14 protein-coding genes and 1 pseudogene are annotated in these 25759 nt (G+C 55.5%); 2 read left to right on the top strand and 13 right to left on the bottom strand.

Annotated features, from left to right (window positions below; genetic code table 11):
• Positions 1 to 322 precede the first annotated feature (322 nt).
• The 6 genes from PLA01S_RS25460 to PLA01S_RS25435 form a co-directional block, all read right to left on the bottom strand.
• Positions 323 to 2710 carry a hypothetical protein gene (locus PLA01S_RS25460; protein WP_127594575.1) on the bottom strand — a complete coding sequence of 796 codons (2388 nt, stop codon included), beginning with the start codon at positions 2708 to 2710 and terminating at the stop codon, positions 323 to 325.
• Positions 2711 to 2734: 24 nt separating this feature from the next.
• Positions 2735 to 3619, bottom strand: coding sequence for a carbohydrate ABC transporter permease (locus tag PLA01S_RS25455; protein ID WP_127594574.1), 885 nt, complete (start codon positions 3617 to 3619; stop codon positions 2735 to 2737).
• Positions 3620 to 3636: 17 nt separating this feature from the next.
• On the bottom strand, positions 3637 to 4527 hold the full coding sequence (locus tag PLA01S_RS25450) for an ABC transporter permease (RefSeq protein ID WP_127594573.1): 891 nt from the start codon (positions 4525 to 4527) through the stop codon (positions 3637 to 3639).
• Between the two features lie 87 nt (positions 4528 to 4614).
• Positions 4615 to 6237 (bottom strand): extracellular solute-binding protein, encoded by a 1623-nt coding sequence (locus PLA01S_RS25445; RefSeq protein ID WP_127594572.1) that lies wholly within the window; start codon positions 6235 to 6237, stop codon positions 4615 to 4617.
• Between the two features lie 328 nt (positions 6238 to 6565).
• Positions 6566 to 7966 carry a response regulator transcription factor gene (locus PLA01S_RS25440; RefSeq protein WP_443093762.1) on the bottom strand — a complete coding sequence of 467 codons (1401 nt, stop codon included), beginning with the start codon at positions 7964 to 7966 and terminating at the stop codon, positions 6566 to 6568.
• Complete coding sequence (locus PLA01S_RS25435; RefSeq protein WP_164817519.1) at positions 7944 to 9704, bottom strand: sensor histidine kinase; 1761 nt, start codon at positions 9702 to 9704, stop codon at positions 7944 to 7946. Before PLA01S_RS25435 ends, PLA01S_RS25440 begins: the two co-directional genes overlap by 23 nt.
• 401 nt (positions 9705 to 10105) lie before the next feature.
• Here PLA01S_RS25435 and PLA01S_RS33090 point away from each other — a divergent pair.
• Both PLA01S_RS33090 and PLA01S_RS25420 read left to right on the top strand, forming a co-directional pair.
• Positions 10106 to 10327 (top strand): annotated as a pseudogene (locus PLA01S_RS33090) (transposase).
• Positions 10328 to 11544: 1217 nt separating this feature from the next.
• A complete protein-coding gene (locus tag PLA01S_RS25420; RefSeq protein ID WP_127594569.1) occupies positions 11545 to 12993 on the top strand; it encodes an ABC transporter substrate-binding protein in 1449 nt (482 codons plus the stop codon).
• A 182-nt stretch (positions 12994 to 13175) separates the two neighbouring features.
• Here the strand turns inward: PLA01S_RS25420 and PLA01S_RS25415 are convergent, their stop codons facing one another.
• The 7 genes from PLA01S_RS25415 to PLA01S_RS25385 all read right to left on the bottom strand — a co-directional run bounded on the left by PLA01S_RS25415 (position 13176) and on the right by PLA01S_RS25385 (position 25747).
• Positions 13176 to 14387, bottom strand: a complete 1212-nt coding sequence (locus PLA01S_RS25415; RefSeq protein WP_127594568.1) for an iron-containing alcohol dehydrogenase — start codon at positions 14385 to 14387, stop codon at positions 13176 to 13178.
• Positions 14388 to 14496: 109 nt separating this feature from the next.
• Positions 14497 to 17196, bottom strand: coding sequence for a family 78 glycoside hydrolase catalytic domain (locus PLA01S_RS25410; protein ID WP_127594567.1), 2700 nt, complete (start codon positions 17194 to 17196; stop codon positions 14497 to 14499).
• Complete coding sequence (locus PLA01S_RS25405) at positions 17183 to 17941, bottom strand: glycoside hydrolase family protein (protein WP_246059842.1); 759 nt, start codon at positions 17939 to 17941, stop codon at positions 17183 to 17185. Before PLA01S_RS25405 ends, PLA01S_RS25410 begins: the two co-directional genes overlap by 14 nt.
• Positions 17942 to 18198: 257 nt before the next feature.
• Positions 18199 to 22104 (bottom strand): glycosyl hydrolase family 2 protein, encoded by a 3906-nt coding sequence (locus PLA01S_RS25400; RefSeq protein WP_246059841.1) that lies wholly within the window; start codon positions 22102 to 22104, stop codon positions 18199 to 18201.
• Between the two features lie 274 nt (positions 22105 to 22378).
• Complete coding sequence (locus tag PLA01S_RS25395; RefSeq protein WP_246059840.1) at positions 22379 to 23767, bottom strand: four-carbon acid sugar kinase family protein; 1389 nt, start codon at positions 23765 to 23767, stop codon at positions 22379 to 22381.
• A 14-nt stretch (positions 23768 to 23781) separates the two neighbouring features.
• On the bottom strand, positions 23782 to 25008 hold the full coding sequence (locus PLA01S_RS25390; RefSeq protein WP_246059839.1) for a ribulose-bisphosphate carboxylase large subunit family protein: 1227 nt from the start codon (positions 25006 to 25008) through the stop codon (positions 23782 to 23784).
• A 73-nt stretch (positions 25009 to 25081) separates the two neighbouring features.
• Positions 25082 to 25747 (bottom strand): aspartate/glutamate racemase family protein, encoded by a 666-nt coding sequence (locus PLA01S_RS25385; RefSeq protein WP_127594562.1) that lies wholly within the window; start codon positions 25745 to 25747, stop codon positions 25082 to 25084.
• Between the last annotated feature and the right edge of the window lie 12 nt (positions 25748 to 25759).

Raw genomic sequence — 25759 nt, 5'->3', positions numbered from 1 at the left:
GATGGATGAATTACTTCTACAGCGATGAGGGCATTCGACTGTTTTTCAGTGGAAAGACGAAACTTATAAGGAAGACTTGTACGGCAATGTAGATGCGTGGACCAGATCAAGAGCAATCCTAATTGTCTTAATCTGGCCAGGCCGTCTGATTGGGCCGAAAAAGCGAAACATACGTCATCCCTTAGGACAAGATATGCCTCCGTTCAAATTTAAGGCCGATATGAGCAGTCCGACTTTACCAGCATACAGACGGACATTACCAAGAGTGAGCTGGATGTGAGCACACACAGCGGTCTAATAGGTGGAGCATGCTTATTGGCAATCAAATAAATAGATTATCGATCACCTGTCCCTGGGATGTCACCCAACAAGGGTCTTGAACCTGAACTTGAACCGTCTCCGGGTTGTCAAAATCAATGTTCGCCAGAACCGCTCCTACATTCAAATGAACCAGCTTTACCTGGGGTTCTGTCAACTTTACCTGGATCATTCCGTCTGCTTCTTCTGCTTTGCAGTTCCATGTGATTAGACTTCCCGAATGATCTTTTGCCACATATGCCTTTCCCAAAGCTACTTCGGCAAGGCATTTGAAGTGTTCATGCACATCGTTATCCTGCAAGTTCTTTGTATGCCAATCCGATATCATTCCCACGTACTGCTCTCCGATGACAAACTCCGTCGATGGATATTTTAATGTGTGATGATGTCCTTGCTGTGCCTGATTCATTTGTTCCACAAGCATTGGTTCGCTGATCTGCCTTGCTCGGACGTACGGATCGGGCACAAATGCCCATCTTAATTGGCCTGTCTTCATATCGACCGCTTGTACCGCACTACCGACCGCGTTCATCGTCTGTTGCAGAAAGGCCACTTCATGGGTCAGCAAGTATGCATACCATGTGGCATATATTCTCCATGACGTCCACCCGTGAGGCGAATTGAGCATGTTGGGCTGGATCGCCACATCATACTGCGATTCCCAAAAACGTCTTGTAGCCCCTCTTTGGCGACCATCGGGAATTAGCAAATTGGTCAGACAATCGTGACCGGACAGCAGCTTCAGTGCCGCTTCCTGATATCGTACCCTGAGGTGTTCATCCTGCTGCATGAGAGCAAATAGTCCTAGTTGTAGCGCACTACAAGAGATCATCCCGTCCTCGTACGTGAGTTCACCTTCCGTATCGATATCTCCATCCGCCATAATGAGCTCATCCATAGCCAGCCGAACCGAAGCCGTATGTTTCTCAAGCCGGGTTTTCCACTTTAGTTCCTGCTCAGCGAGAGGTTTCTCCGCTAGAATAAGCTCCATTATACTTTTGGCCGGGTATATGACCGATGTGTAGTGTGTCTTCCCTGCACGGTAGGATCCATCCGGACCCTGGGCATGGTCAATGAGCCAGTCTGCCAAAGCAGAAGCCCTTTCCAATGCAACTTCATTCCCCGTTGCTTCGTAGCGGTCAACCAGTACTCCTACCATCGAGCTAACATTTTGAATTCTATGCTTGACGAGCAGTGGCTCATGTGATGCGGTATCGAACATGTAAGGATAAATGTTTTCAAATATATGTTCGGTCTGCTCCAACATATCAGCGTCCTGGCAATACTGCTCCGCCAAATAAAGCGTATATAGGCCGTACCAGCTCTCACAATGTGAGGTTGCTCTCGGTGGGTAGCGCAGAGCAGCTTCCCGCGCCTTTTCCATAAACCATAACCACTTGGGACGAACGCTTAGGATCCCTTCACTTCGTCTGCCGAATCGGTTCTGGACGCTGACTTTAATATGGCCATAAGTTGTTCCACCGTTGAGTTCCAGTTCGTATTGATTATCACGGACGGACTGCGGTTCAAGCACAGTATGCAACCCATCCGGCATTTCCACCATGGCAGTGACCGGTTCAGTTGAATAGATCCTCATTTTCGCCGTCTCACCAGCTGCGATGGTGGTCCGGTCCATCTCAATCATCGGAGCCTCGCATGTGGGGGCCAAAGACGGAAGAAGTTCATCCAGCCGTTCGATTGCCCCAATATGTATGGTCCACTGCTTTTCCTCCCCGGGCAGCAGTTGAAAGAGCGTCTGCGGATGACGTTTAGGCAAAGGAGCTGCATGTAACAAATCGAGCATGAATGTCTCGACCCTATGTCCTCCCCATTCCATTTCGCCTTCCAAATAACCAACATTATATTTCAGACTCCAGGAAGCTATGGGGTGCGGGCAGGCAAGACTGATGATCGAACCGTCCGGGCGCATGCCGTAACCCCAGAAATGCGTTGGCTCACATCTCAGCAGCGTCGGGAAAAATTTATGATTCCAGTCCGGAAACTTTTCCATATAAGTGTCAATGCCGGTAATCAGGCCCAGGGCTTGGGGCTGCAGCGGAATTTTGCCGGTATTGGCAGCCGAAGCCGTGACCACAAGCTTTCCGTTTACACTGTGATATCGTAGCTTTACGCTTAAAGATCCGGTCTCTCCTGTAAAGGATGCACCGTCAGCATCCTGCTGATCCTGCCTCATATGCACGAATTGCTTGCTTCCATCCTGCTCGACATACCAGCGAAAACCAGCGTAAGGACCTTTCCTGAAATCAACCTCGACCCACTTCTCACCTGTAAGCAGTTGCAAGCTCTGCAATACTCCGCTAGCGTCCATTACAGCTTTCCAGTGGGAACCACCGGTGTGAATCAGGGAGTCCTGCGCGGCAGTCGAATTCATAACAATCGTCTCCTTGTCTTTGGATTATTCCTTAACTGAACCTAACATAATGCCGTGTATAAAAAATCTTTGTAAAAAAGGATATACGATCAGGATCGGCAGCATCGAAATCACAATCTTAGCCGCATTCAGCGTCTTATTGGACAGCTGTGCCATCTGCCGCAGCTCTTCGGTCGTCATGTTATCCGTGTTGATTTGCACGACCAATTGCTGAATATAGGTCTGGAGCGGGTAATGCTCCTGTTTGTTCATCAATATGAGACCGTCGAAGAAGGAATTCCAGTGGCTCACAATACTGAACAGTGTTATCGTGGCAAGAACGGGAACTGACAGCGGCAGATACACTTTGAGAAGCATATACCAGGGTCCCGCTCCGTCAATCATTCCGGCTTCATCCATATCTTTCGGTATACTGCGAAAAAAGTTCACGAGCAAGATAACGTTGAATACGGGAACCGCAGTCGGTAATACCAGCGCCCAAATCGTGTCCAGCAAACCATACGATTTAATGGTGACAAACCAAGGGATTAATCCGCTGCTGAACAGCATCGTAAACACGATAAACCACATATACGTATTCCGGAAGCGGAATTGACGGGGATCGCGCGATAACGGGTACGCCATCAGCGCACAGATCACAAAATTGATGATCCCCCCGAGAAAGACCCTTTCCAGCGATACGCCAAAAGCGGTGAAAAACGCTTGCTCCTGCAATATTTTGCGATAGGATGACAGGGTGAAATCAACAGGGAGCCAAGTCACCATTCCACCGGCAACTGCCGATTTATCACTGAAGGATACTGCGACGGTGTACCAAATCGGAAAAATGCAGAGTAGGGATGACACAATGAGTATCGCTATAATGACCGCATCAGCCGATCGCGATAAGCGTGTAACGTTTCTGACCACAAGCATCCGCCCCTTTGTTAGAAAATACGGTAGTTGGCGAATTTGGACGCCAGCGCATATGAAATGATGATAAGCACGAAGCTAATAACCGACTTCAGCAGTCCGACAGCGGTCGCAAGTCCGTATTGAACCTGAAGCAGGCCTGCACGGTAAACGTAAGTATCGATGATATCCCCGGAGTCATAGACAAGGGGGTTATACAAGTTGAAGATTTGATCGAAACCAGCATTTAGTACGTTGCCTAGGCTGAGGGTAGCCAGGAGAATAATCGTCGGCTTCAAGCTGGGCAGCGTGATGTAGCGCAGCTGCTGCAGCCGGCTGGCTCCGTCTATGGCTGCCGCTTCATATAAAGCCGGGTTAATGCCGGTCAATGCAGCAAGGTATACAATGGTGCCAAACCCAAATTCCTTCCATACATCACTGCCAACGATGATACCGGGGAACCAGCTGTTGCTTCCCAGAAACATAATCGGCTCCATCCCGAGTCCGGCAACGACCTGGTTAACCAGTCCATCCGTGGAAAGTAAATCCGAGATAATACCCGCCAGGATAACCCAGGACAGAAAGTGTGGAAGATAGACGATGGTCTGGACGCTCCTCTTTAACAATACCGATCTAACCTCATTAAGCAGAAGCGCAAAAACCACGGGAACGATCATGTTGGCTACGATTTTTAATACGGCAATAAATATGGTGTTAAAAAACACGATTCTGCTGTCCGGCAGCTCGAACAAATAGCGGAAGTTATCGAGTCCTACCCATTCGGAGCGCCAAAAGCCCAGCCCCGGTTTAAAGTTCTGGAATGCAATCGTAATGCCGAACATCGGCACGATGCTGAACAAAACAAGCAGAAGGATGCCGGGAAAAAGCATCAGGTGATAATGAAATTCAAAAGGCCGCTTTTTCATGATATTGATTCACCTCTCATGCAGTCATACACATTGTCACTGAGCACGGATGTGAACCCTATGCTCACATCCGGCTCTCTTCTTCATTTATTCCGCGAGCGCTTCTCTGACTTCTTTCGTTATTTGCTCACCACCTAGCTTGGTCCACTGCTCAACGAACGTGTCGAAGGAATCTAAAGGCTCTTTTCCCATAATAATTTTTAGGAACGTTTCCTTTTCCATCTTGTCGAGCGTTGCATTTTTGAGCTCCATCGTTTTGGTGATCGATGTAAATAGATTTTCTGCCGGCTTAAGCGGTCCATGCAACGGCTCGCTTCCGATTAAATAGGAGTAGTACGGCTGCCAGGCGCCAAGATCCTTGACGGGATCAAAATTGGCTTCTTTTGCTTTGGCATAAATGTCCTGCATCTCCGGAATCATATCTTCCGGTTTGGACTTGCCTTCGATAACGCTTTTCAGCATATCGTGTTTGCGGGTGACCGTATCTGAGTTCTCTATAACTACTCGCAGAGGCCAATATCCAGGGTTAACCCGGTTATCCAGCTTTTTGGCATCTGGATCCGTACCGCGTTCTCCCGCTACCGTTGTATTGATCGCGATCATAACGGCTTCCGGATGTTTGATTTTCTTTTTGACAACAACAAACGAGCTGCTTACCGGAACGGTATGCGTATTGAAATTTCCGTCTGCATCAAGCGGTGCGGCCAGCGCAACCCAATTCGATTTCGGATCATTCTTCACGGCATCGCCAAGAGCTCCCCACGGCAGCCACCATGGTCCAAAGAACATTCCGGCTTTGCCGCCAGACATTAATTCATAAGCTTCCTTCCGAAGTGCGAATTCTTTATCGATAATCCCGGATGCATACCAGTCCCGAAGTTTCGACAGAGCTTCCTTTACCTGCGGCTGAATCGACCCGTAAGAAACATTGCCGTCCTTGTCCTTCATCCAGTAATCCGGATAAGCGCCGTAATAGCTGAAGATGGACCCAAAGCCGTTATCTCCGTAAACAAGATCCAAAGGAGAGCCAGGCAAGCCGATGGTATCCGGCTGCCCGTTGCCGTCCGGATCCTTTTCAATAAAAGCTTTGGCGACGGATTCGATATCATCGATCGTTTGGGGTTCTGCAAGTCCCAGCTTATCCAGCCAATCTTTGCGAACCCACAGGAAGTAGGGAGCATCCCCTTGAGGCACAATATTCGGGATCGCCATCAGCTTGCCGTCGAACGTTGCTTTCTCCAATGCCTTGCCATTGGTCGTGGCATAAAAATCCTTCACCTGCGGAGAAGCATACTTCTCGTACACTTGCGTCATGTCCTCCAATTGATCGGCCTCGACCATTTGCCGAAGCTCCTTTTCACCCACAACCATCACGTCCGGAATGTCATTGCTCGCGATGGCGACTTGAACCTTTTGCGTAAAAGGATCCCCGCTCTTAGCCGTCAAGGTGTAATCAAATTTAATGTTGGTCTTATCGAAGATATAACGCGTAAATTGGTTATTGTCTACGGTGTCGCCAGAAGGCAGACTTTTATCTTCCGGATTCAGAGACTTGGCTATCGATAACGTCACAGGCTCGGGGAATTTGTAGAACGGGTCAGCAGGCGTCGAGCTTGCCTCCTCCCCCTTGGATGTGCCGTTATCTGTTCCGGTACATCCATTCACGATGAACAAGGCGCTTGCCAGCAATACAACCAACCATTTTTTCATGAAGGCTCCTCCAATCAATTTGTTTACGCTTACATCATGTGCTCTAGTTGTATGAATCAGTTCCCTTACTTAGGGCCCATAGAAACATTGTATCTGTACTCCGTAAGGCTAGGGTGCACATTCCCTCTTGTAAAAGAGGAACAATTCGTCCATGAATGGATGACTTCTCCCGTTTCTCGCCAAACTTGTCGATCGTTTGTACACTATTCTGTCAATCGATTGGAACCTTTGATTGCGTACGGACCGTTGCAACGCCAAGCAGCCCGGCAGGATCGGAAACCTGGCCGGGCTGTAGGCCCTTCAATGATTGTCGTTTCGGACTGCCGCATCAGTACGCGTCCTTTGCCTCTGAGCGATATGTGCTTGGAAGCATCCCGGTCTTTTCCTTGAATACGCGGCTAAAATATTTTTCGTTAGGATATCCGGTTTGGGTGGCGATCCAATATATCGGCTTAGTTGTATCCGCAAGCAGCTTTTTGGCCCAGTCCATCCGGGCCTGACGTACGTACTCATTAAATGAAGCCCCCACCACATCACGAAAACATTGACTTAAATAGCTTTGGCTTATATTTACTTCCCGGGCAACCTCCTTCAGCGTAATCCCCCGGCTCAAATCACGATGGATGCTTTCGACCGCATTCCAAACACATGAAGTCACTTCTTGCGAATAGGATGGCTTAAACAGATAAGTTGCAAGCTCTCCTCTTAACTCGTCCACCCAGCTCTTCCATGCTGTCCAGGACTGCCTTGCCTTTGGCGTTGGCAACCACACCTTACCAGGTACAATCCTTTCCCATCGGGCCGATGCCATAGCAAAAAGCGCGTCCAGTTGGGTTATCGTTAGCTTCGCCTCATACAGATTGGCAATGTTCTCTTCATACTGTTGATCATTTATGACCCATTGGAGGCTTGACCATGACTCCTTCAGCAGCTGCTTCACCTCATCAGTGGCATGATCTCGCTCAACACAGGCCCGCAGCTGATCATAGCTTCGGTTCCGGACCTCAAATTCGGCCCTGTTCCACTCATAGAATAGAAAACGTTCCCGATATCTCTGAAGAACACTGATCACTGACTTCGGATCTTCGCCGCCAATCCCGCTGATTTTCATAACAATTCCATTCTCATGTAGCGTTTCTTCTTTCAGGCAGCTCCCCCCACCCTCTCGTGTGTCCTTAACACCGGCAAGAAGAAGCCAAATACCCGGAGCACGTTCTTCCAGCGAAATTCCGTTATATAGAGGAGCAGTCACTGACTTTTCATCCATAAGCGGATGTGAAATCCAAGCGATGGCCAGATCAGTGCTCCTGCCTTGGGCCAGCTCAGGTTTTATGGCTTGATGGCTCAGTTCGTACCGGATTCGTCCGTTGATTCTGCCGAGCACCTCTTCCATCTTATCCTGCTGCAACTCCGTTTTTGCAATATAATCAATAGCCCCAAGCCGCAGAGCTTCCTGTACATATTCAAAATCCTGATGGAATGTCAATACAACCGACCAGATTCGGGGATACCTTTCACGAACGAATCTGATCAAGTCGATTCCGCTCATTCTGGGCATCGCCAAATCCGTAATTAGCAAATCAACCTCATGCTCACTTAAATAAGAAAGGGCGTCTTCCCCATTTCCTGCCTCGCCAACTACGCTCATTCCAAACTGATCCCATGGCATTAACGAAATGAAGCCTTTCCGCACCAGTCGGTCGTCTTCAACTATGAATACACGCATGATCATTCTCCTTTCCAGCATGAATTACAGGTATTGTTATCGTGATGCTCGTCCCTTCTCCCGTCTTGCTCTTGATGTGAATGTTCGCGGCATCACCATACAGGTATTTCAAAGTTCGGATCACATAAGGCATACCGATTCCCATTCCCCGCCGTGTGCGCGAGGGGTTATCCTCATGAAGGAGCTGTTCCGCTTCTTCAGGAGCCATCCCGACCCCATTATCGCTAACTTCGATCTGGATGCTGTGCGCTTCAATCTGACTGATGTCCACAAGGATCAATCCGTCGTCCCCAATTCCGTGATAAAGCGCATTTTCAACCAGCGGCTGAAGCATAAAACGGGGAATACGGAGTTCGAGCTGCTCCGGCTCGACGGAAATGCGAATGTCAAAGTGAAACTGATACCGCACCTCCTGCAGCGTCATATAATCCTTTAAAGCATTTAGTTCTTCTTGAATAGATGCCGTTTCTCCTTTGCCCAAATTATAATGAAGGACGCGGTTCAGGGTAGAAATCAGATGGTCAATATCCTCCTGTCCATTCAGCCTGGCCTGCCACCGTATCGTGTCCAGCGTATTATGTACAAAATGTGGATTGATTTGGGATATCATTTTCTCGACCTCAAGCCGCGTCTTTTTTCTTTCGCTTGTCTTAATGTCGTCGATTAATTCCACGATGGTATTCTTCATGTCATGAAAGCGGCGCAGGGAATAATCGAATTCATCTGTTCCTGTTAATTGGAGCGTATTTACCGATTGGTTCTGTGTAATAGAGCGGATTTCACGGTTTAATCGGGTCAACGGTCGGGTTACCGTCCGCCAGATCAACCAGGCGAAGGCCAGACTTACGCAAAGAGATAAAAATGCTACCGCAATAAATTGTAAAAACCAGTTCAAGATTTCATGTTTGTACGATTCGGCAGGAATCACAGCAACAACCCGCCAGCCCTGATTGCTTGCTTCCTCAAATATGTATTCACTCCCAATGATCCCGCGGCTGCCGGACTCTCCCGGCTCCGCAAATTTCATTCCGACCGGAAAGGACGAAGGCTGTTCGGTATAAGCTACTTGATTATCCGTATCTACAATAAGATGGTTTACTTCCATGCCGTACTGCAGCTTATTAAAGATCGTGTCGACCAGACGGTTTTCTGTTTCCATATAAATATATAGCTGTTCCAGACCAGGAACATCAATTTTACGGGTAAGCGACATTACACTGCGATTGAATTGAGCGTTTAACGTTTGGTGCGGCCCGTAATAAATCATATTTTGCAACTTTGTAAATGCGGGCAAATGTTCCGGATTAAAGCCATCCCTCACGAGAAGATTCGGAAACAGGATCTGATTGGTGCCTTTCATATAGTAGAACATCAGTCCAATGTTGGGATTAGTCGATGTCAGCAAATTCATTTCCGTTTCAATCTCACCAGCAAGAATTTTTCGGTCATACGGATGCTCATCCGACATATAGGCATAAATATCCTTACCCACCCGTCCGTCGAAGGCAAGCTGCTGGGAAGCATAATTCAAGTTGCCCAGCACATTTTCCAAAGACACTCGAACCTGTTTGAGATTGCTGTGTATTCCACTCGTGATCTTATTCTCCAGGATGGTATGCATGGATGTATAAGAGATGATGCCAATTAACAACAGCGGAATGAGCGTACTGAACAATAACACATAAATCAGCTTGCGTTTCAAAGAAGTAGGAACGATCATTTTACGAACAGATTTAAACAATCTCGGAATGCTGTACATAGTACCCCACTTTCAAAAGAGTAATTGGAAGGGCTTTCAAAAAAGTGAAAGGTTTCTTTTTATGTTATAGAATATAGAGGTGTTTTTGGAGCCCTCTACTCCAAGATTTCGCTTCGGTACCTGAGTGAGTTTCCCACCTCCCAATCTGTCTCACAGACTGTGACGTTGCTTACATCCAGAATCGCTGCACTTCAAGACGAGGGCGTTCTGAAGCTTGGATCAACGAAAGGGTTCATAGGCTACTAGCGGCCGCCAAACGAAACCCATTTCTCGTGCCATCTAGTTAATTCAAGAGTCTTAATAACCTTGGTCCTTCAATACCAGCAGTATCTTGCTGAGTTGGAACAGAACATAGATGCTCTGGTTGAAGAAAATGATGATTTATCCAATCGATTCCGGGGAACGGTCCTGTAATTGCTGCAACAATTTTATCCGGAATCGGAGAAATCGATCGATTTAACCATCCTCAGTAACTCGTTGCTTTTGCCGGAAATGACCCAAGAGTCTTTTCCTCTGGGAAATTTACAGCAACCCAGAATAGAATAACCAAACGCGGGGCCAGGCAGCTGCTGTACTCATTGATTTGGCTGTTCAATGCGGTTTGACTCGTTCACGCAACACTAAGCTTAAGGAGTTCTACAACCGAAAAAGATCCGAATGAAAGCCTCACAAAGTAGCCTCGGTCGCGTGTGCGAATAAGTTAGCCCATTGGCTTTATACCATTTTAAAGACTAAAAAATCATTTCGAACAAATTGACATAGTGCTGTTGGTATAACCTCCCAACCCATAGTGCGTGGGGGTTATTCGGCGTGCCTATTTTTCAATATACCATAAGTAATATGTTAGTCTCTCTGTAAATGTTGATAAGCTATTAGCTGGTATAGTTTAATCTCCTTCTCCATTAACAGATGTGTCGCAGTACGACGAAATGATCGATTAACCTAGAAGATGAATGTATTGGACGCATACGAAATGTATGAAAAGTACTTGGCTATAGAGTAGCAGGATCAGATGTATAAATATCCCCCCTAGACCAGTAGAGAGGGTCAAGCTATTTTCTTGTCGCAGTTCGCAAAAATACATCGTTCGGGGGATTGCATTTGTACAAGATAACGAGCAAGAAAGCCATAGAGCAGAGGCATCTGTAATTCTGAACGCAATATTGGTGCTAGGAAGCTTTAATTTTCCAGCCAATTCGGCAGTAGCAGATTCCGTAAGATCGGAGGCGCAAGTGAAAACATGGTCGTATTCGCCATCGATAAAAGAGACGGATAAGATCAAGCGTATTAAGAACATCCTCAAGGATAAGCTCGGCGAGGGCTGGAGAGGGCGTTCGCATTGAACTCCTCGACGAACCGGTCGAATTCATCCAGACTCCGCTTGTTCATTTAAAATTTGAACGCATTCACCTCTATGAAAGCGCTTTTGCCCTATACATAATGGTGTTAGATCATAGTAATGTAAATATTGCAATAATATAGAATAAAAATATCGAATTGTAAACTTTGTATGAAAGGAGGTGAAAAGGGCTCGACAAACTGTAGTCTCGCTTATTCACCTGGACATAACTACGACAACCAAAGCACCGGAGAAGCCAAAAGATTATAATCCCCTCGCAAAGGAGCAAGAAGCGGCCTTTCTTGAGAGGTAGAGCTTAGACCCTGGTTAAGTACAGGCTCTATTCCCGCCACCGGCTATTAAAGAAAAAAAATCATATTTTTCAATTATCCTCCAAACGCTTCTATATGTCGAAGTTAAAAAATCTAAGAATGAGCGAGAAAGCAGGAGAAAACATTACTTTATAATGGGAGGGAATTTGAGATGTCCAAGTCCAAAAAAGGTTTAAGTCTATTGCTGATGTTAGCTATGACTGCTAGTTTAGCCCCCCTTAGCTCCGCGGCCGAGGACGGCACGGGCAGCATAAGCATTCCTAACCGATACAACACACCCTACTCGGTCGATGACGATGAGATCTACATCTTCGCGGCCAACTACAAACCGCTCGAATATAGCACGAACGATGACGACCACACCGGCGGCGACGTGGTATTCAACGAGATCATCGGCGACAAGCTTCGGGAAGCCTTCCCGGGACTTAAGATCAAGTTCGGCACCTGGGACTATCCGGTCCGCTATGAGGATCTGGATGCGGCCGGGATCGTACCCGACATCATCATCGATAACCCTTACAACCGGATCGATCGTGATTTCGAGCATCGTGGTTGGGTTCAGGATATGACACCTATGATCGAGCAGAGCGGGCTCGACCTGAGCACGCTCAACCAGGCTGCAGTGGAGATGGTAAAGTCGCGGTCAGATGGCGGGATTTACGGCGTTCCGCTCTTTATTGACGACTATATGCTCTACTACAACAAGAAGATCTTCGATAAGTTCGGCGAGAAGTATCCGACGCCGGGCATGACGTACGACAAGATCTTCAAGCTGGCCAAGAAGCTGACCAGGCAGGATGGGCTCGACGCTTACAAGGGATACATGCAGCATCCCGACAACTACTTGCAGTATAACCAGCTCGGACTGTATCCGTTCCAGCCGACTGACAGCGAGGAGCCAGCACCTGCGGACGTGAAGGTGGACATCACGTCACCGGAGTGGAACCAATTGGGAGAGAACATCGATCGGTTCCTCTGGCTTCCTCGTAACGGGTTCACCACGGTTAACGACTTCCTCAAGGGTGATATGAGCCGTCCCGGGCATGTCGCGATGGCGGTGGACACGTTGCAGAAACTGCCGGCATACGTTGGCGACGATCTCTTCATCAAGGATGACGATGAGGCGAGTTTCCATGAGTATTTGAATAGTATCGATGTCGGCGTCACGTCGGTGCCAGTGCTCAATACTGGTTCAGAGACGACGTACCAGCCTAACACGATGGCGGCGTTCATTCCACCGCAGGCGCGCCATCAAGAGAAGGCCATCGAGATCGTGAAATGGCTGGTGTCGGAGGAGGGACAGGTAGAGCTGTCTCGCCATGCCATCAAGGGAGTCCTGGAGACGCCCGCAGTCGTGGACAGCTTTGGTGACGACATTCCAGGGCTGGCCAACGTCGACACCTCGGGTGTTTACTGGGGTTCCAATGCTGTCGTACAGAACTACCAGAACACCGAGTACTGGGATATTCCGCTGTATTCCGTGTTCCGGCAGCACGTGTTGAAGGACGCGATGTCGGTTGAGGCGGCATTTACCGTCTCCGAGACCGTGGAAATTCCCAACTACATCAAATCCCAGGCGGAATCGGGTAAAGACTGGTAAGCAAAGGTCGTACCCTTGAACAGACTCTGAGCTCAAAATAAAGAAGATCGGCTTATCGTACCTGTGCAAACAGGCGTAAGCCGATCTTTTTTTACCACATAGGAATGTTTAAGTTCTTTAAAGCGATAAAGCGTATCATGATTCACACTTCCTCCATGTTGTTAACCAATCGAATGGCTCCGTTACAGGCTTGCATTACCTTCCTTGCAAGCATGCTCAATCCGAGGGAGTAGTTTGCGGTAAACGTCCTCGATGTCAAGGGTCGACATCGGCTTCGGGTTGTTGTCCATCAATCGCTTGACTTGGAAAGCGGCTTCGGCGAGTACGGGAACATCCGATGACCGCACGCCGTAGACGGCTAGATTCTGCGGAATTTGCAGCTCTTTCGTCCACTCCGCGATCCGTTCGACGACAAGCTCCGCCGCATCGGCGGAAGCGCCCGCTTCGGTCACGATGCCCATGGCGGAAGCGACGCGCCTCAGCTTATCCCGAACGCTGTCCATATTGAACGCCATGACATGCGGAAGGAGCATCGCGTTCGCCGCCCCGTGAGGGATATGGAACCTGCCGCCGAGCGGATACGCCATCGCGTGAACGGCCGCCGTGCCGGAGCCCGCGAGTGCCATTCCGCCGAACATCGAACCAAGAAGCATCGCGCTTCGGTCTTCGACGGCGTGTCCGTCATGGAACGCGGACACGATGCTTCCCGAGAGCAGACGAATCGACTCCAAGGCCAGCATGTCGCTGATCGGGTTCGCTTTGTTGGACAGAAAGGATTCCAACGCGTGCGTGAAAGCGTCCATGCCGGTCTCCGCCGTGATCGACCGCGGAAGCGACAGTGTCAAGGTGGGATCCAGCACGACCAAGCTCGCGTATAAGCGGCTGCTGACGATGCCCAGCTTCAACGCTTCCTCCTCCAGCGTCACGATGGCGTTCGGCGTGACTTCCGATCCCGTGCCGGACGTCGTCGGGATAAGCACCGTCGGTACTCCCGCATGGGGAATCCGCTCCGTGCCGATCATCTCTCTCACGCGCAGCCGGTTCGTACGCAAGACGGACAGGAGCTTCGTCGCGTCCAGGACGCTGCCGCCGCCGATTCCGATGTAGACGTCGAAGGGCTCTTGCCCGATTCGGTCGGCCAGCGCTTCGATGTGGTCCGCGGTCGGCTCCCGCATGACGCCGCCGATCGTTTCGGAGGCGATGCCGCTTCCGGCCAGCCGCGCGGCCAGCTCGTCCGTTGCGCCTTGCCTTCGCATCGCGTCCGATGCGACGATCAGCGCCTTATTGATCCGGCCCAAGCCGCGAAGTTCCGGCCCTAGATTTTGCATCGCGTGAAGTCCGGCGATGATTTTGCCGGAGGTTTGAAATTGATAGATTCTTGCAGGCTCATTCATTCGAATTCCCTCCCGGATTTGCCCCTCGTTATTCGTGCGGGCTGTCGCCGCCTTGCTTGTGTATCGCGATTCTCGTAATCCGGTAATCCTTGATCGAATCGCGATTTCATCACATTCGTTCTCTTTCCATCTCGGTCGTTCGATGATTCGCGGCAAAGGTAAAGCAATAAGAGCCCGGGCCCGAACGATAGACCGCGTGACCGTCTTCGCGTCCCTCGTATGCGACGTCCGGCCCGCTCGCGAGCACCGGCGTGTCCGGAGAGGAGGGAATCCGGATCAGACCTTCGCTGTTCGCCGGAATATCGACCCGGACGGTCATTTGGTTAGACGGGCCGAGCTCCCAGCGGACGCTCGCCCTGCCGGAGCGAAGCTGCTGCCACGCTTCCGCCCATTCGACGCCTTGGACGACCGTCGGCTTCGCCTTGACGAGGTAGCGTCCGACTTCCGGGCGATAACGATAATCCAAGCCGGCAAGGCTGGCGTACAGCCACTCCTCCAAGTGGCCCAGCATGAAATGGTTTTGCGATTTCCCGACGGTCGGTCCGTCCCAGGCTTCGGTCAGCGACGTCGCGCCGTGAGCGACCTGATAAGCGTAGCCGGGCGCATGCGGGTTTCTCGCCATCTTGCCGACGACATCCGACCGGCCTCCGCGGGCAAGCGCCGACAGCACGTAGCGGTGCCCGACGTCACCGGCGGTCGTCTGCCAGCCCCGCTCCCCGATATTGCGGACGAGGCGGTCCAAGAGGACGCCGCGCAGTTCCTCGGGGGCAAGGCCGATCGCGAGCGGCATGGCGACGGCCGTGTCGCTCCCTTCGGCGTACATGGCGTTAGCCGGATCGTAGAACGCCGAATGAAACGCCGTTCGAATGGATTCGGATAGCCGCGAATGGGCGGAAGCGTCCTCGGCTTTGCCGAGCACCAGCGCGATTTCGCCGAGCGCTCTCGCCAGCCCGAAGAAGATGGCCGTCTCGACCAGCACGACGGACGTATTCTGAGCGAAGCCGGGGCCTTTCGGTCCGATGTCGTACCAGTCGCCGAGCCCGCCGCGCAGAATGAAGCCGTCCGATGCCTCGGTCAAATAACGGACATAACGGCCCATCCCCTCGTAGTGCCGCTCGAGCGTTCCGACGCTGCCGTAACGCCGAAGCATCTCCCACGCGAGCAGAATATAGGAGCCACCCCAAGCGGCCGCGTCGCGAAACATGAGCCAAGGCTCCTCGAATACGACGTACTCCGGCGCCGTCGTCGGCACCATGCCGTTCGGAAGCTGGGCATCCGACATGTCGCGCATGATCTTCTCGAGCAGCGCTTCGCATTCGTAGTTGAACATGACGGAAGGCCCCATGAGATGTAGCTGCTCCAACCAGCCCAGCTTCTCGCGATGCGGACAGTCCGTGAAGACGCTCTTCATGTTGCTGAGGATCGCCCAGTTGATGATCTCGTGAATCCGGTTGAGCAGCGGATCCGAGCACCGAAAGCCCCCGGCGTCCGCGACGTCCGGACCGATCATGTGGCCTTCGAGACCGTGCAACACGGGAAGGTCCGATTCCTCGACGCCTTCGCCGGCGGGCGCCGCGCCCTCCACTTGCACGTACCGGAAGCCGTAATACGTGAACCGGGGATGCCATTCTTCGATGCCTTCCCCCTTCAAGACGTAATTCAGCTCGTATGGCGATCCCGAATATTTCTGATTGGCCAACCCCTCTTCCGTCAAGAGCTCCGCGGGCTTCAGCTTGACCCGCGTTCCGTTCGGGCCGCTGACGCGAATGCACGGCCAGCCCGAGAAATTTTGCCCCAAGTCGTAGACGTACACGCCCCTCCGCGGCTCCGAGACGCTGCGTGCGGGCAAGCGTTTGGTAATCGCGATCGGGGGAGACGATTGCGCCGTCAGTTTGCCGGGCGGGGGCTCCAGCTCGCAAGCGCGTCTCCAATCCCCGTCTTCCACGAAGCCCGGACCGTCCCAGCCCGTCCGCTCCAATCCGGCATCGTAATCCTCGCCGCCGTAAATACATGAGAAGGTAAGAGGGCTGTCGCTTAGCGACCAAGTTCCGTCGGTGACGATCGTCTCCGCGGTCCCGTCGGCATATTCGATGACCAGCTCCGCCAAACATTTCGGGTTGCCGAAGCTGCCCTTGAACTTGGCGTAGCGTCCGCCGGCCACGCGATAGAAGCCGTTGCCGAGGAGAACGCCCACCGCGTTCTCCCCCTGCCTGAGCCCGGGCGTCACGTCGTAAACCGAGTACAGCACCGTCTTGTCGTAATTCGTCCACCCCGGCTCAAGCTGCCGGTCGCCGACCTTCGCCCCGTTCAGGCGCAGCTCGTAATGTCCGAGTCCGGTTACGTAAGCGCGCGCGCGGGCAACCGGCTTCTTCACCTCGAAAGACTTCCGGAGCTGGATCATCGGTCCGCGGTCCGCCGCTTCGGCGGCATCGCCGATCCAGCGCCCCGACCATTTCGCTTCGGCCAATAGGCCCGTCTCCCACCATGCCGCCTTGCTGACGGCCGGTTGACCTTGGCCGTCCCACGCCGTTACGTGCCAGTAATACCTCCGCCTCGGCATCAGCGCCGCCCCTTCGTACGGGATGGAAACATGCTCGCAGCTTCTCACGATGCCGCTGTCCCATACATCCGGTTCGCCGAGCTTTAGACGCTCCTCGCTGGACGCGACGGCGATTCGGTAAGCGCTTTGGCCGCTTCCGGCTCCGGCCGGCTGCCCGAACGACCAGCTTAACCGGGGACGCTCCGCGTCCAGCCCGAACGGGTTAAGGATGCCCTCCGTCCGCAAGTCCGTCGCTTTAATCGCCGCCACGCTGCTCCTCCTTTAACTCGCGCGAAGTCGCCACGGCGATCGTTCGGTATTCGGGGAAGAAGTTGCAGGTCCTGTCGCCTTTCTGAGGCTTGCGGCATGCCGTATAGAAGTGGTACAACACGCCTTCGTGCGCGATGACGGAAGGCTTGTGGGCGTAGGATGCGTCCAGCTCTCCCGGCTGGCCGGTCTCGATGATCGGATCGGGATGTTTGGTCCAATTCAGAAGGTCGGCGGAGTAGGCGACGCCTTCCTGCGCCTTCTTGTAGTCGAAGCCGAAGAAGAACATGGCCCAGCGGTCTCCGTCCCTTAGCACGCAAGGATCGCTGACGAATCCGCCGTCCCATGCCCCCGGCGTAACGCGAAGGACGGGATTGTCCGGATGCCGGGTCCACCGGACGAGATCCGTCGAGGTCGCGAGACCCGTCTGCTCGATCCATCGGCCGTGCGTTTGGTTTTTGGCGTTGTAGAACAAATAAAAGGTTCCTTCATGCTCGAGCAAGCACTCCTTGTAGAGCCCGCCGCTCTCCCACGGCTCTCCTTCCTCCGGCGTCAAGATCGGCTCCGGAAGCCGATGCCACTCGAGCAGCTCCTCGTCCTCCGTCCAGGCCAAGCCGATTCGGGCCGAGCCTGCCTCGTAGCCGTCGCCCGGATAGGAGTGATAGGCAAGCCAATATTTGCCGTTCCACTTTTTGAGCGTGCCCGGCCCGTGCAAATCGTTGTCGCGCAGCATCCAGGTTCCCGCCACGTTTCTCGAATCCCAGGCCGAGCCTTCGTCGCGGCGCAATATCGTCGATAAAGGTTCGAACCGCAGCAGATCGTCGCCGACCGCAAGCGCCGTCTGATAGCCGATGCCGTCGTAGCCGACGTACATCATGTAGAACCGGCCGTTGTGGCGGAACACGAACGGGCAGTCCACCGCGTGGTAATCGAAAGCGCCTTCCTCCCCGGAGCCGACCAGAACCGGTTCGCTCCGTTTGTAAGGCGTCAGCCAAGCATCGATCGTCATCTTTCATCCTCCTCCGATTGCGTGAACCATGCTCGAACGGGACCGTACAGCCCTCCGGCAGGGAACGAAGCCTGCCATTCCGGCCTTGGCGTCTTGTCCCAGTAGGTGACGGCCGGGTTCGCGCCGACGAGACTGGTCGGGCGGCCGTGCTCATAGAATGTGCCTAGCGTATTCGTGACGCGTACGCGCAGCTTATGCGAGCCCGCGGCCAGCTTGCCTAACGCGAACCGATACGGGCGCCATACACGGACGCCGGCGGGAGCACCGTCCGCCCACACCTCGGCGGTCCCCCTCACGTGGCCCAAATCGAGCAATACCGTGCTTTCCGCCGCGAGCTCCAGCCGCGTCTCGTATTCAACGGCACCGCTGTGATGCGGCAGATGCAGCGCGGTCCGCCAGTCGCCAAGCTCCCCTAGGCGAGGTAAGGTTTCGAACCGGATCGGCGCGTTCATCACGGCGGCTTCCGTCAACGCGCCTTCCGGTTCGATTCGGACGGCGGCCATCGTTCCCGCCGCCTGCGGGGCGAAGGAACAGCAACCGCTCGCGAACGCCGTCTCTTGCCCGCCGATCCAAAGACGCACCTTGCCCTCGACCTCCAAGTGCATGCGATGCGTACCGACGGGCAGAGGGAATCGGAGCCAAATCGGCCGACCAATCCGGCTCGCGTCCGCCACGAACGGGACGGGCGCCGTCGAAGGCGCCGAGCCCGGCATCAGCCAGCCCACGCCGGGCAGCGGATGGGGACGATCGTTGATCCAGAGCGACTCCGTCTCGGCGAACTGCAGCACGCCGCCATGATGGACTAGCGCGGGTTCTCCCCGTTCGTCCAGCCAATCTGGACCGGTGCAGAAGGGAATCGCGCCGCCGTCCGCCAGCTCGATTCTCCCGTCGACGAACACGTCGCCTTTGCCTTCGGGCAGCAGCAGCGCGATGTCGTTCGCGCCTTCCCGCCAATAAGCAGTAATATCGACTTCCTCCTGGCCCTGCCGAATGTACGGATTGAAGTCCCCATGCTCGGTTACGGTAATCCCGTTCACCGCAAGGACCGCCCTTCCCCGCGCGGCGAACACAAGGCGCACGCGGCTTGCCGGCCGGTTCGGCGGCGCCGCCAGCCCGATCCGAAGGCGGGAGCTGGCAGCCGGCCGTCCCGCGTATATCCATTTGGGCAAGGGCATCGCGGCCGATTCGTTGATTTCGACCGCCGCGCGCTGCATGCCCTTCGATCTTGCTTCCGCTCGCAGCAAGACCGCGTTCGGCCCTTCCTTCAGCCGAACCCAAGCCGTCCTCTCCTCCGGTCCGCCGCTCCATTCGATGGCCTCGCCGTTCACCCATCCCTGCAGATTGGCATTGCTTTCCGTTCGGATCCAGAAGCGTCCTTCCTCGCGAGCCATGGCGTTCGTGGCGGCCCAGACGGTTTCGCCCTTCGACGCTTCGCCAAGATGCAAATATCTTCGCGGCACGCGGCCCATCCGTCCGGCCCAGGACCGGAATTTCAGATCGCCGAATACCGTGCTGTAGACAAGCGGCTCCGCTTCTTTCGGATCGTAGGACTCGCCTTTATGAACGTGCCAGTAAGCGGCTTCGCTCCATAGCCGTTCGTCCCAACCCGCGTCGGAATACTCCGGCATCTGCCAGCCTGCCGCCGTTCCGTCCTCGCCGCGTTCCTCCGTGCGGACCCGCATCATGCGCCGCTCGGGAGGCATCAGCCCCCGTCGTTCAGCATGCAGGTCGAAGTCCCCGTACCGATTGTCCAGCGTCGGCTCGATCCGGACGCGCCACTCCTCCAGCGTTCGTTCCTCTCCGCCGCCTGCCGGACCTGATCCGATCTCCGCGGGAAAGCGTTCCCGATGCGAGACCAAGGCCGAAGTCCGTGCCGCCGCCGACTCGTCTGCCGCTCGGCTTCCCGCATCCCGGACGGACGTCGCGCCGCACACGATCAAAGCGGCAGGCCAATGGTCGAAGGAGGCCTCTACGCGGATCCAATCGCCCTCGCGCACATACGCGACGGGACCGGTTCGGCCGGTTACCGGGTCCCATAGCTCCGGAACGCCGGCCGTTCGCAGCCGGTAGACGGCTGGCGGAAGCGGCCGCGCGGACTCGACCGCCGGTTCGTGCATCTTCAGCAGCGCACCGTTCTTCGGCAGCAGGAGAAAGATATCCGCGTCGTCCGTTCGCCGATGCAGCGACAGTCCCGGTCCTTCCGCTCGCTTCTCCGCCTTCCGCTCGGCGAGCGCGGCCGCCTCCTCTGCCGTGTCGACGAAGACGGCGCCCGGAATCGCTCCACGCTCCTCCTCCGGGACGTCAACCCCGACGACCAGCCCGCCCTGCCGCGCCATGGCCTGCGCCACCGCAAGCGCCGGCGCGTCCATGGCGGTCGTCCCGCATAACACGAGCACGCCGAATCGCTCGCCGGCGATGTCCAGCTTACCGTCCCTGACGAGGCTTCTCTCCAGCGCGGAATCGTCCACGACGTCGAAGTCGAGTCCAAGGTTGCGAAGCGAACCCGCATACGTCTCGGTATCCTTGCGGTGGGTCGTGCCCGCCACGCTCCAGTACGCCCGTCTCAGCTGCGTAATCCTCTCACGGGGGTCCCGGTTGGAAGCGCCCATCGGATGCTCGTTCGGCTTCACGTCGTCCAGGGACAGATACCCTACCGCCGCATAAGACGGATAATGAACGGCAACGTCGGCGACATGGTTTCCCTCGCTCAGCAAGCGGCATACCCGGCTGACGGTGTCCGCGAACACCCCGTAGTGCTCGAAGTAGGGCTGGCGCCACCCCGTATCCGGCGGCGCCCATTCCCACCATCCGCCGCGGGTGGAGTAATAGACGGCGTGGGGACTGAACAGCGTCACGCCCGTCTGCAGCCAAGGCACCAACCAATGCATCGTTTCCTCGAGCGTGCCGCCCCAGCCGCTGGAGTGAAAGCCCTCCAACCAGACGCGGGATCCGCCGTTCAAATGGACGAGGGAGGAGTGAGCCTTCAAGTCCCCGTCCATGTCCGCTCCGGGCGAATTGTACCACCGGTGCGTCCGGAAGTAATCGAGGTACAGCCGCTGCGCGCCGTGAACGTCGGCTCTGCGCGCCGGGCCGGCCTGGTCGCAGCCGATCAGCATGCCGTATTTGCGGTGCCACTCGCCGAGCGGCTCGAAGAACGCCCGTTCCGCGAGCTCCGCCGCGATCGCGTAGACGCGTCGGCGAACGTCTGCCGCACCCGGCCCTTCGTCGAACAACGCTGGAAGCGCCTCCAACAAATCGTGCCGGTGACGCTCGCGATAGAGGATCGGTACTTCCGGCGACCATAGCGGCAGCGGCGGCAGCTCGTCTTGAAAGCTGCCCGCGATCGTTCGGCCGAGATCGTCCGGAAAGCGTCTCTCGAATTCGCCGTGCACCCGGTCGAGCAAAGCGGCCGACGCTTTCGGATCCAGCCAGTTGAAGCCCTGACGCTCGGCGGTGTACCGGTAATCGTCCGTCTCCAGCAAGAGCTGGGAGCCAGAAGGCGCTTCCTCATCCTTCGGATACCTGCGCAGCTGATAGCCCGCGTATGCCGGCACCTCCGCGACGAGGCGCGCGAGTTCGTTCGCGCCGGAGAACCCGATTTGATCATAGAACCACAGTCTCATCCCCAGCCGCTCCGCTTCCCGCAGCGCGGCCTCGAACAGCGTCCACCATTCCTCGCTCATGTAAGCCGGGCGATCGCCGCAGGAGCCGTATTGCGGTCCGGTCGGCGCCAGATGGATAATGCCGATATTGCGCAGCCCTCCCTCCCGGAATTTCCGCAGCTGCCACCGGATTCGCTCTTCCGTCACCTCTTCGCCGCTCCACCACCAGAACGGCACCGGTCCGTATCGCGGATCCGGCTCCTTGAACCGATCGTGCATTCGAGTCCATTCCGAAACCATGCCCATTCCCTCTCCTCTCCGATACAGGCCTTCGCGCGAGCGTGCGATTCCCCCGCCTAGCCGGGTTCTGTTCGTTTGAACACCACTCTACACGGTTTAAAGGCTTTGTTTATAGGTTGCTTCCATCGACTTTATAGGTCATTTCTGAGTGATGTGCGATTCGTTGCGTTTCTTGATTTCGAGGACGAAAAAAAGCAAGCCGTCACTCCCGTGCCGGGAAGCGATTGCTTGCTTCGATTGTTCATTTACGCCGCAGGCTGCCACGCTATCGCTCTCATCCTCCGAGTCTTACGCGTTCGAAATAATCGGCCCCCCCGACCTGACCGCCTTTCAGCGCCAGCTGAAGCCCGTCCATCCGCGGATCCTCGGAGTAGCAACGGCATAACGGCCCCCCCGGGACGATGGCGCTCAAGCATGACAGGGCGTAAATGCCCAGCTCGCGCGTCACGTAACCGGAGGTATCGCCTCCGGCAATAAGAATGCGGCGCAAGCCCGTCGCCCGCAAGAGGTCCGAGGTCAGCCTGCCAAGCTGCGTGCCGATCAAACGTCCGGAATCCGCCGGCTCCATGCCTCTGGCGTTCAAGGCCTCCCGAAGCGCTGCGATGGCTGGATCCTCGGGTCCGTCCGCGGAATAGACGATGATATTCCTGCCTTGCTCGACGAACGGCAGCGCCTGCTTCAGCAGCGACCGTCTCGCCTCGTCCGCCCGCCCCGGTTCGAGCCAATCCCGCGCCCGCACCCGTATGCCGGCGTAACCTCGCTTAAGCGCCCACGCGATCTGCGATTGCGTGACCGGCGAACAGCTTCCCGAGACGACCAACAATTGATCCGCTTGTTCCGCCGCTTGCAGCCGCGCCCCTCCCGGGTCGACGAGCCCCTCTTTCGCCCAATGGGCGGCCAGCGCGTATTCCACGCCCGACGAGCCAATGACGAATAGTCCCGTCCCCCGTTCCTCGGCCTCCCGCCACATTAATCTGCCCGCCGCCTCCAGCCGCGGGTCGTCGATGACGTCGAACAGGAGAGCGGCCGGCTCCCCGACCTCCAGCCGATGCTCGAGCCTGGCCGACACCTCCTCGGGCACGCCGTCCAAGGCCGTCCACTCCATTAACGAAACGGGCAAATCCGTTTGCTCCCGAAGATGCAAGCGAAGATCGGATTCCCGCATGGGCGTAATGGGATGGCGGGACATCGTGGGATGGCGGTCCAGCCGGTACGTACCGCCGTCGGCGCCCGCCGCGGCGAAGTGGTGACCGAACAGCGTGTAGCGCTTCAGGGCCGGCACGCCGACCAGGATCGGCACGTACCTTTGACGCGGATAGACGGACCTGCCCAGCTCCAGCACCTTGCCGATGCTTCCCGCGCGGGGCGAAGAATCGAAGGTGGAGCATACTTTATAATGCACGACGGCCGTTCCGTAAGCATGGAGCCGTTCGAGCGCCGGCCGAAGCTCGCGCTCCATCTCGTCCGGCGTCATCGACCGGCTTACGCCCGCGACGCCGAAGCACCGCACGTTCGGGAACCGTTCGGCGAGCAGCTCCGGCGGCGGGGGATCAAGAAACAGCACTGTGTCCGCGCCGCTCTTGGCGAGAGCCTCCATCGCGTCGGTGGAGCCGGTAAAGTCGTCGCCGTAGAAGCATAGCAGCCGATCGTTATGCTTCGGCATAGCTCCCGGTACGCTCATAGCGCTCGTTCCTTGCGCTTAAACTTGTCGAACGCGCGCCGCAGCTCGACCCGCTCCTTCGCGTATTCTTCGGCGGGAATGCCGCGCATCGCGGCCTCCCAGCCTTGCTTCATGCTTTCGACGCCGGCAGCCGGCCCGTCCGGATGGGCAAGAATGCCTCCGCCGGCGAGATGCATGACATCTACCGATCGCGTCCGTTCGAACGTCGTCTCCGCCGTCCCCGCCCATTGCCCCGACGAGAGTACCGGCATCGCCGAATAGCCGTCCCACATGGGCTGCAGACAGGCTTCCACGGACCTCGCGACGGATTCGTCGCTTTCGTAGAACTTGCTGCCCAGACCGTTCACGTGCAGATGGTCGGCCCCCGCAAGCCTGCACAGCTTCTGATAGACCCGGAAATCCATCCCGAGCTGTCCGTGCCGCGTCAGCATCCCCCACTGATTCCGGTGACCGTGGACGGGAACCTCGCTGAAGCCGTTCAAATAGGCGAGTCCCGCGAAACCGATGCTGTTGATGCTGACCATTACGCAATTGCCGCCCGCCTTGACCACATGCTCGTGGTTTCGTTGCAGCTCTTCGATGTCGCCCGTAATATTACAGGCGTACATCGCCTTGCGTCCCGTCTTGTCCGCCGCTCTCCCGATGGCCCGCATCACCGTCTCCGCTTTTTCTCGCAGGGGCAAATAAGGCGGATTCGCGTTCAGCTCATCGTCCTTGATGAAATCAACCCCCGATACGGCCAGGTCGTATACGAGCGCCTCCAATTCCGCACGCCCGAGACCCACGCTCGGCTTAATGATCGTACCGATGATCGGCCGGCCGCGGACGCCGGTTATTCGCCGGGTCCCTTCGATGCCGAAGCGCGGACCCGGATAACGGGTCTTGAAGTCCTCCGGCAGCTCCAGATCGACTAGACGCAACCCCGACAGCTCGCGGAGCTCGTACAGATTGCCGGCCACGCAGGCCATCAGATTCGGAATCGACGGCCCGAAATTATGAAGCGGGAACGACACGACAATCTCTCCGCGCGAATAGCGTCCTTGTGTGGCCGGCGGAGCGAGCGCTCCGGGAAGCGACGGCTGCGCAACCTGCTCCAATGGCGTGATTCGTTCGATTCTGGCGCCGTGCCGCTCCTTGAGCGGCTCCGTCTCGCCGGGCACCGCCGTGAACGTGCCCGTCGATTGCTCCCCCGCGATGGACGCGGCCGCCTGCTCCAGCGTCAACGGGGTTTCCACCAAATAAGTAGCCGTTACCCGATTCGTTTCCAATTCCCAACACCTCGCCGTGGCATATTGATTAACTCAAAGACTCCAATGCCCGCTTCACGGCCATGACGCCCGAACGCGGACTCGACAATACCGGCTTGCGGGTCTTCTCCCGGAGCGCGGCTTCCATCCTAGCCATCGAGCCTTGCGCGAGCACGATCGCGTCCACCGAGCCGGCAAGGCTGGCCGCCGCGTTCGCGATCAGCGCGTCATGCTCCTCCGGCTTGCCGGCAACCAGGGCATCATATGCTCCCGCCGCCAGTCCGTCCGCCAACGCGACTTTTTGGCCGATCGCCTCCGCTTGGGAGAGCAGCAAGGCCTTGGTCGGCTGCAGCGTCGTCGGCAAAGTCGCGATGACGCCGATGCGGGCATAGCAGCTTACCGCTTCCAGGGCCATTTCCTGATCGATCTTCACGATGGGCACGGATACGAACGGTCTCGCCCGGTCGACCGCTTCGCCGACCGAGGAGCAGGTATTCAGAATGACGTCGGCTCCAAGCTCCTCTGCGTTCCGATAGTAAGTCAGCAGCCGCTTCGACACTAGCGGCGTAATCTCTCCCGCGCGAACGACGTCATGGATCAAACCGTCGTCGATCAGATTGACGAGCCGGCAGTCCGGCAGCAGCTCATCGAATATTTTCTTCAGCGGATCCGCGAGCCCTTGGCCCGTATATACCGCGGCAACCGTCCATTTCATGGATTCCCCTCC

Origin of the sequence: Paenibacillus lautus NBRC 15380 (assembly GCF_004000945.1) — a bacterium.
In the GTDB taxonomy this organism is placed as follows: Bacteria; Bacillota; Bacilli; order Paenibacillales; family Paenibacillaceae; genus Paenibacillus_AQ; species Paenibacillus_AQ lautus.
The sequence above is the reverse complement of the archived record's forward strand: the minus strand, read 5'-3'. Positions and strand labels throughout refer to the sequence as shown.

What these genes read in the sequence shown, in the direction of transcription:
- PLA01S_RS25460 (WP_127594575.1), bottom strand. Translation starts at nt 2,710, where the DNA reads ATGAATTCGACTGCCGCGCAGGACTCCCTGATTCACACCGGTGGTTCC.
- PLA01S_RS25450 (WP_127594573.1), bottom strand. Translation starts at nt 4,527, where the DNA reads ATGAAAAAGCGGCCTTTTGAATTTCATTATCACCTGATGCTTTTTCCC.
- PLA01S_RS25445 (WP_127594572.1), bottom strand. Translation starts at nt 6,237, where the DNA reads ATGAAAAAATGGTTGGTTGTATTGCTGGCAAGCGCCTTGTTCATCGTG.
- PLA01S_RS25420 (WP_127594569.1), top strand. Translation starts at nt 11,545, where the DNA reads ATGTCCAAGTCCAAAAAAGGTTTAAGTCTATTGCTGATGTTAGCTATG.
- PLA01S_RS25415 (WP_127594568.1), bottom strand. Translation starts at nt 14,387, where the DNA reads ATGAATGAGCCTGCAAGAATCTATCAATTTCAAACCTCCGGCAAAATC.
- PLA01S_RS25400 (WP_246059841.1), bottom strand. Translation starts at nt 22,104, where the DNA reads ATGGTTTCGGAATGGACTCGAATGCACGATCGGTTCAAGGAGCCGGAT.
- PLA01S_RS25395 (WP_246059840.1), bottom strand. Translation starts at nt 23,767, where the DNA reads ATGCCGAAGCATAACGATCGGCTGCTATGCTTCTACGGCGACGACTTT.
- PLA01S_RS25385 (WP_127594562.1), bottom strand. Translation starts at nt 25,747, where the DNA reads ATGAAATGGACGGTTGCCGCGGTATATACGGGCCAAGGGCTCGCGGAT.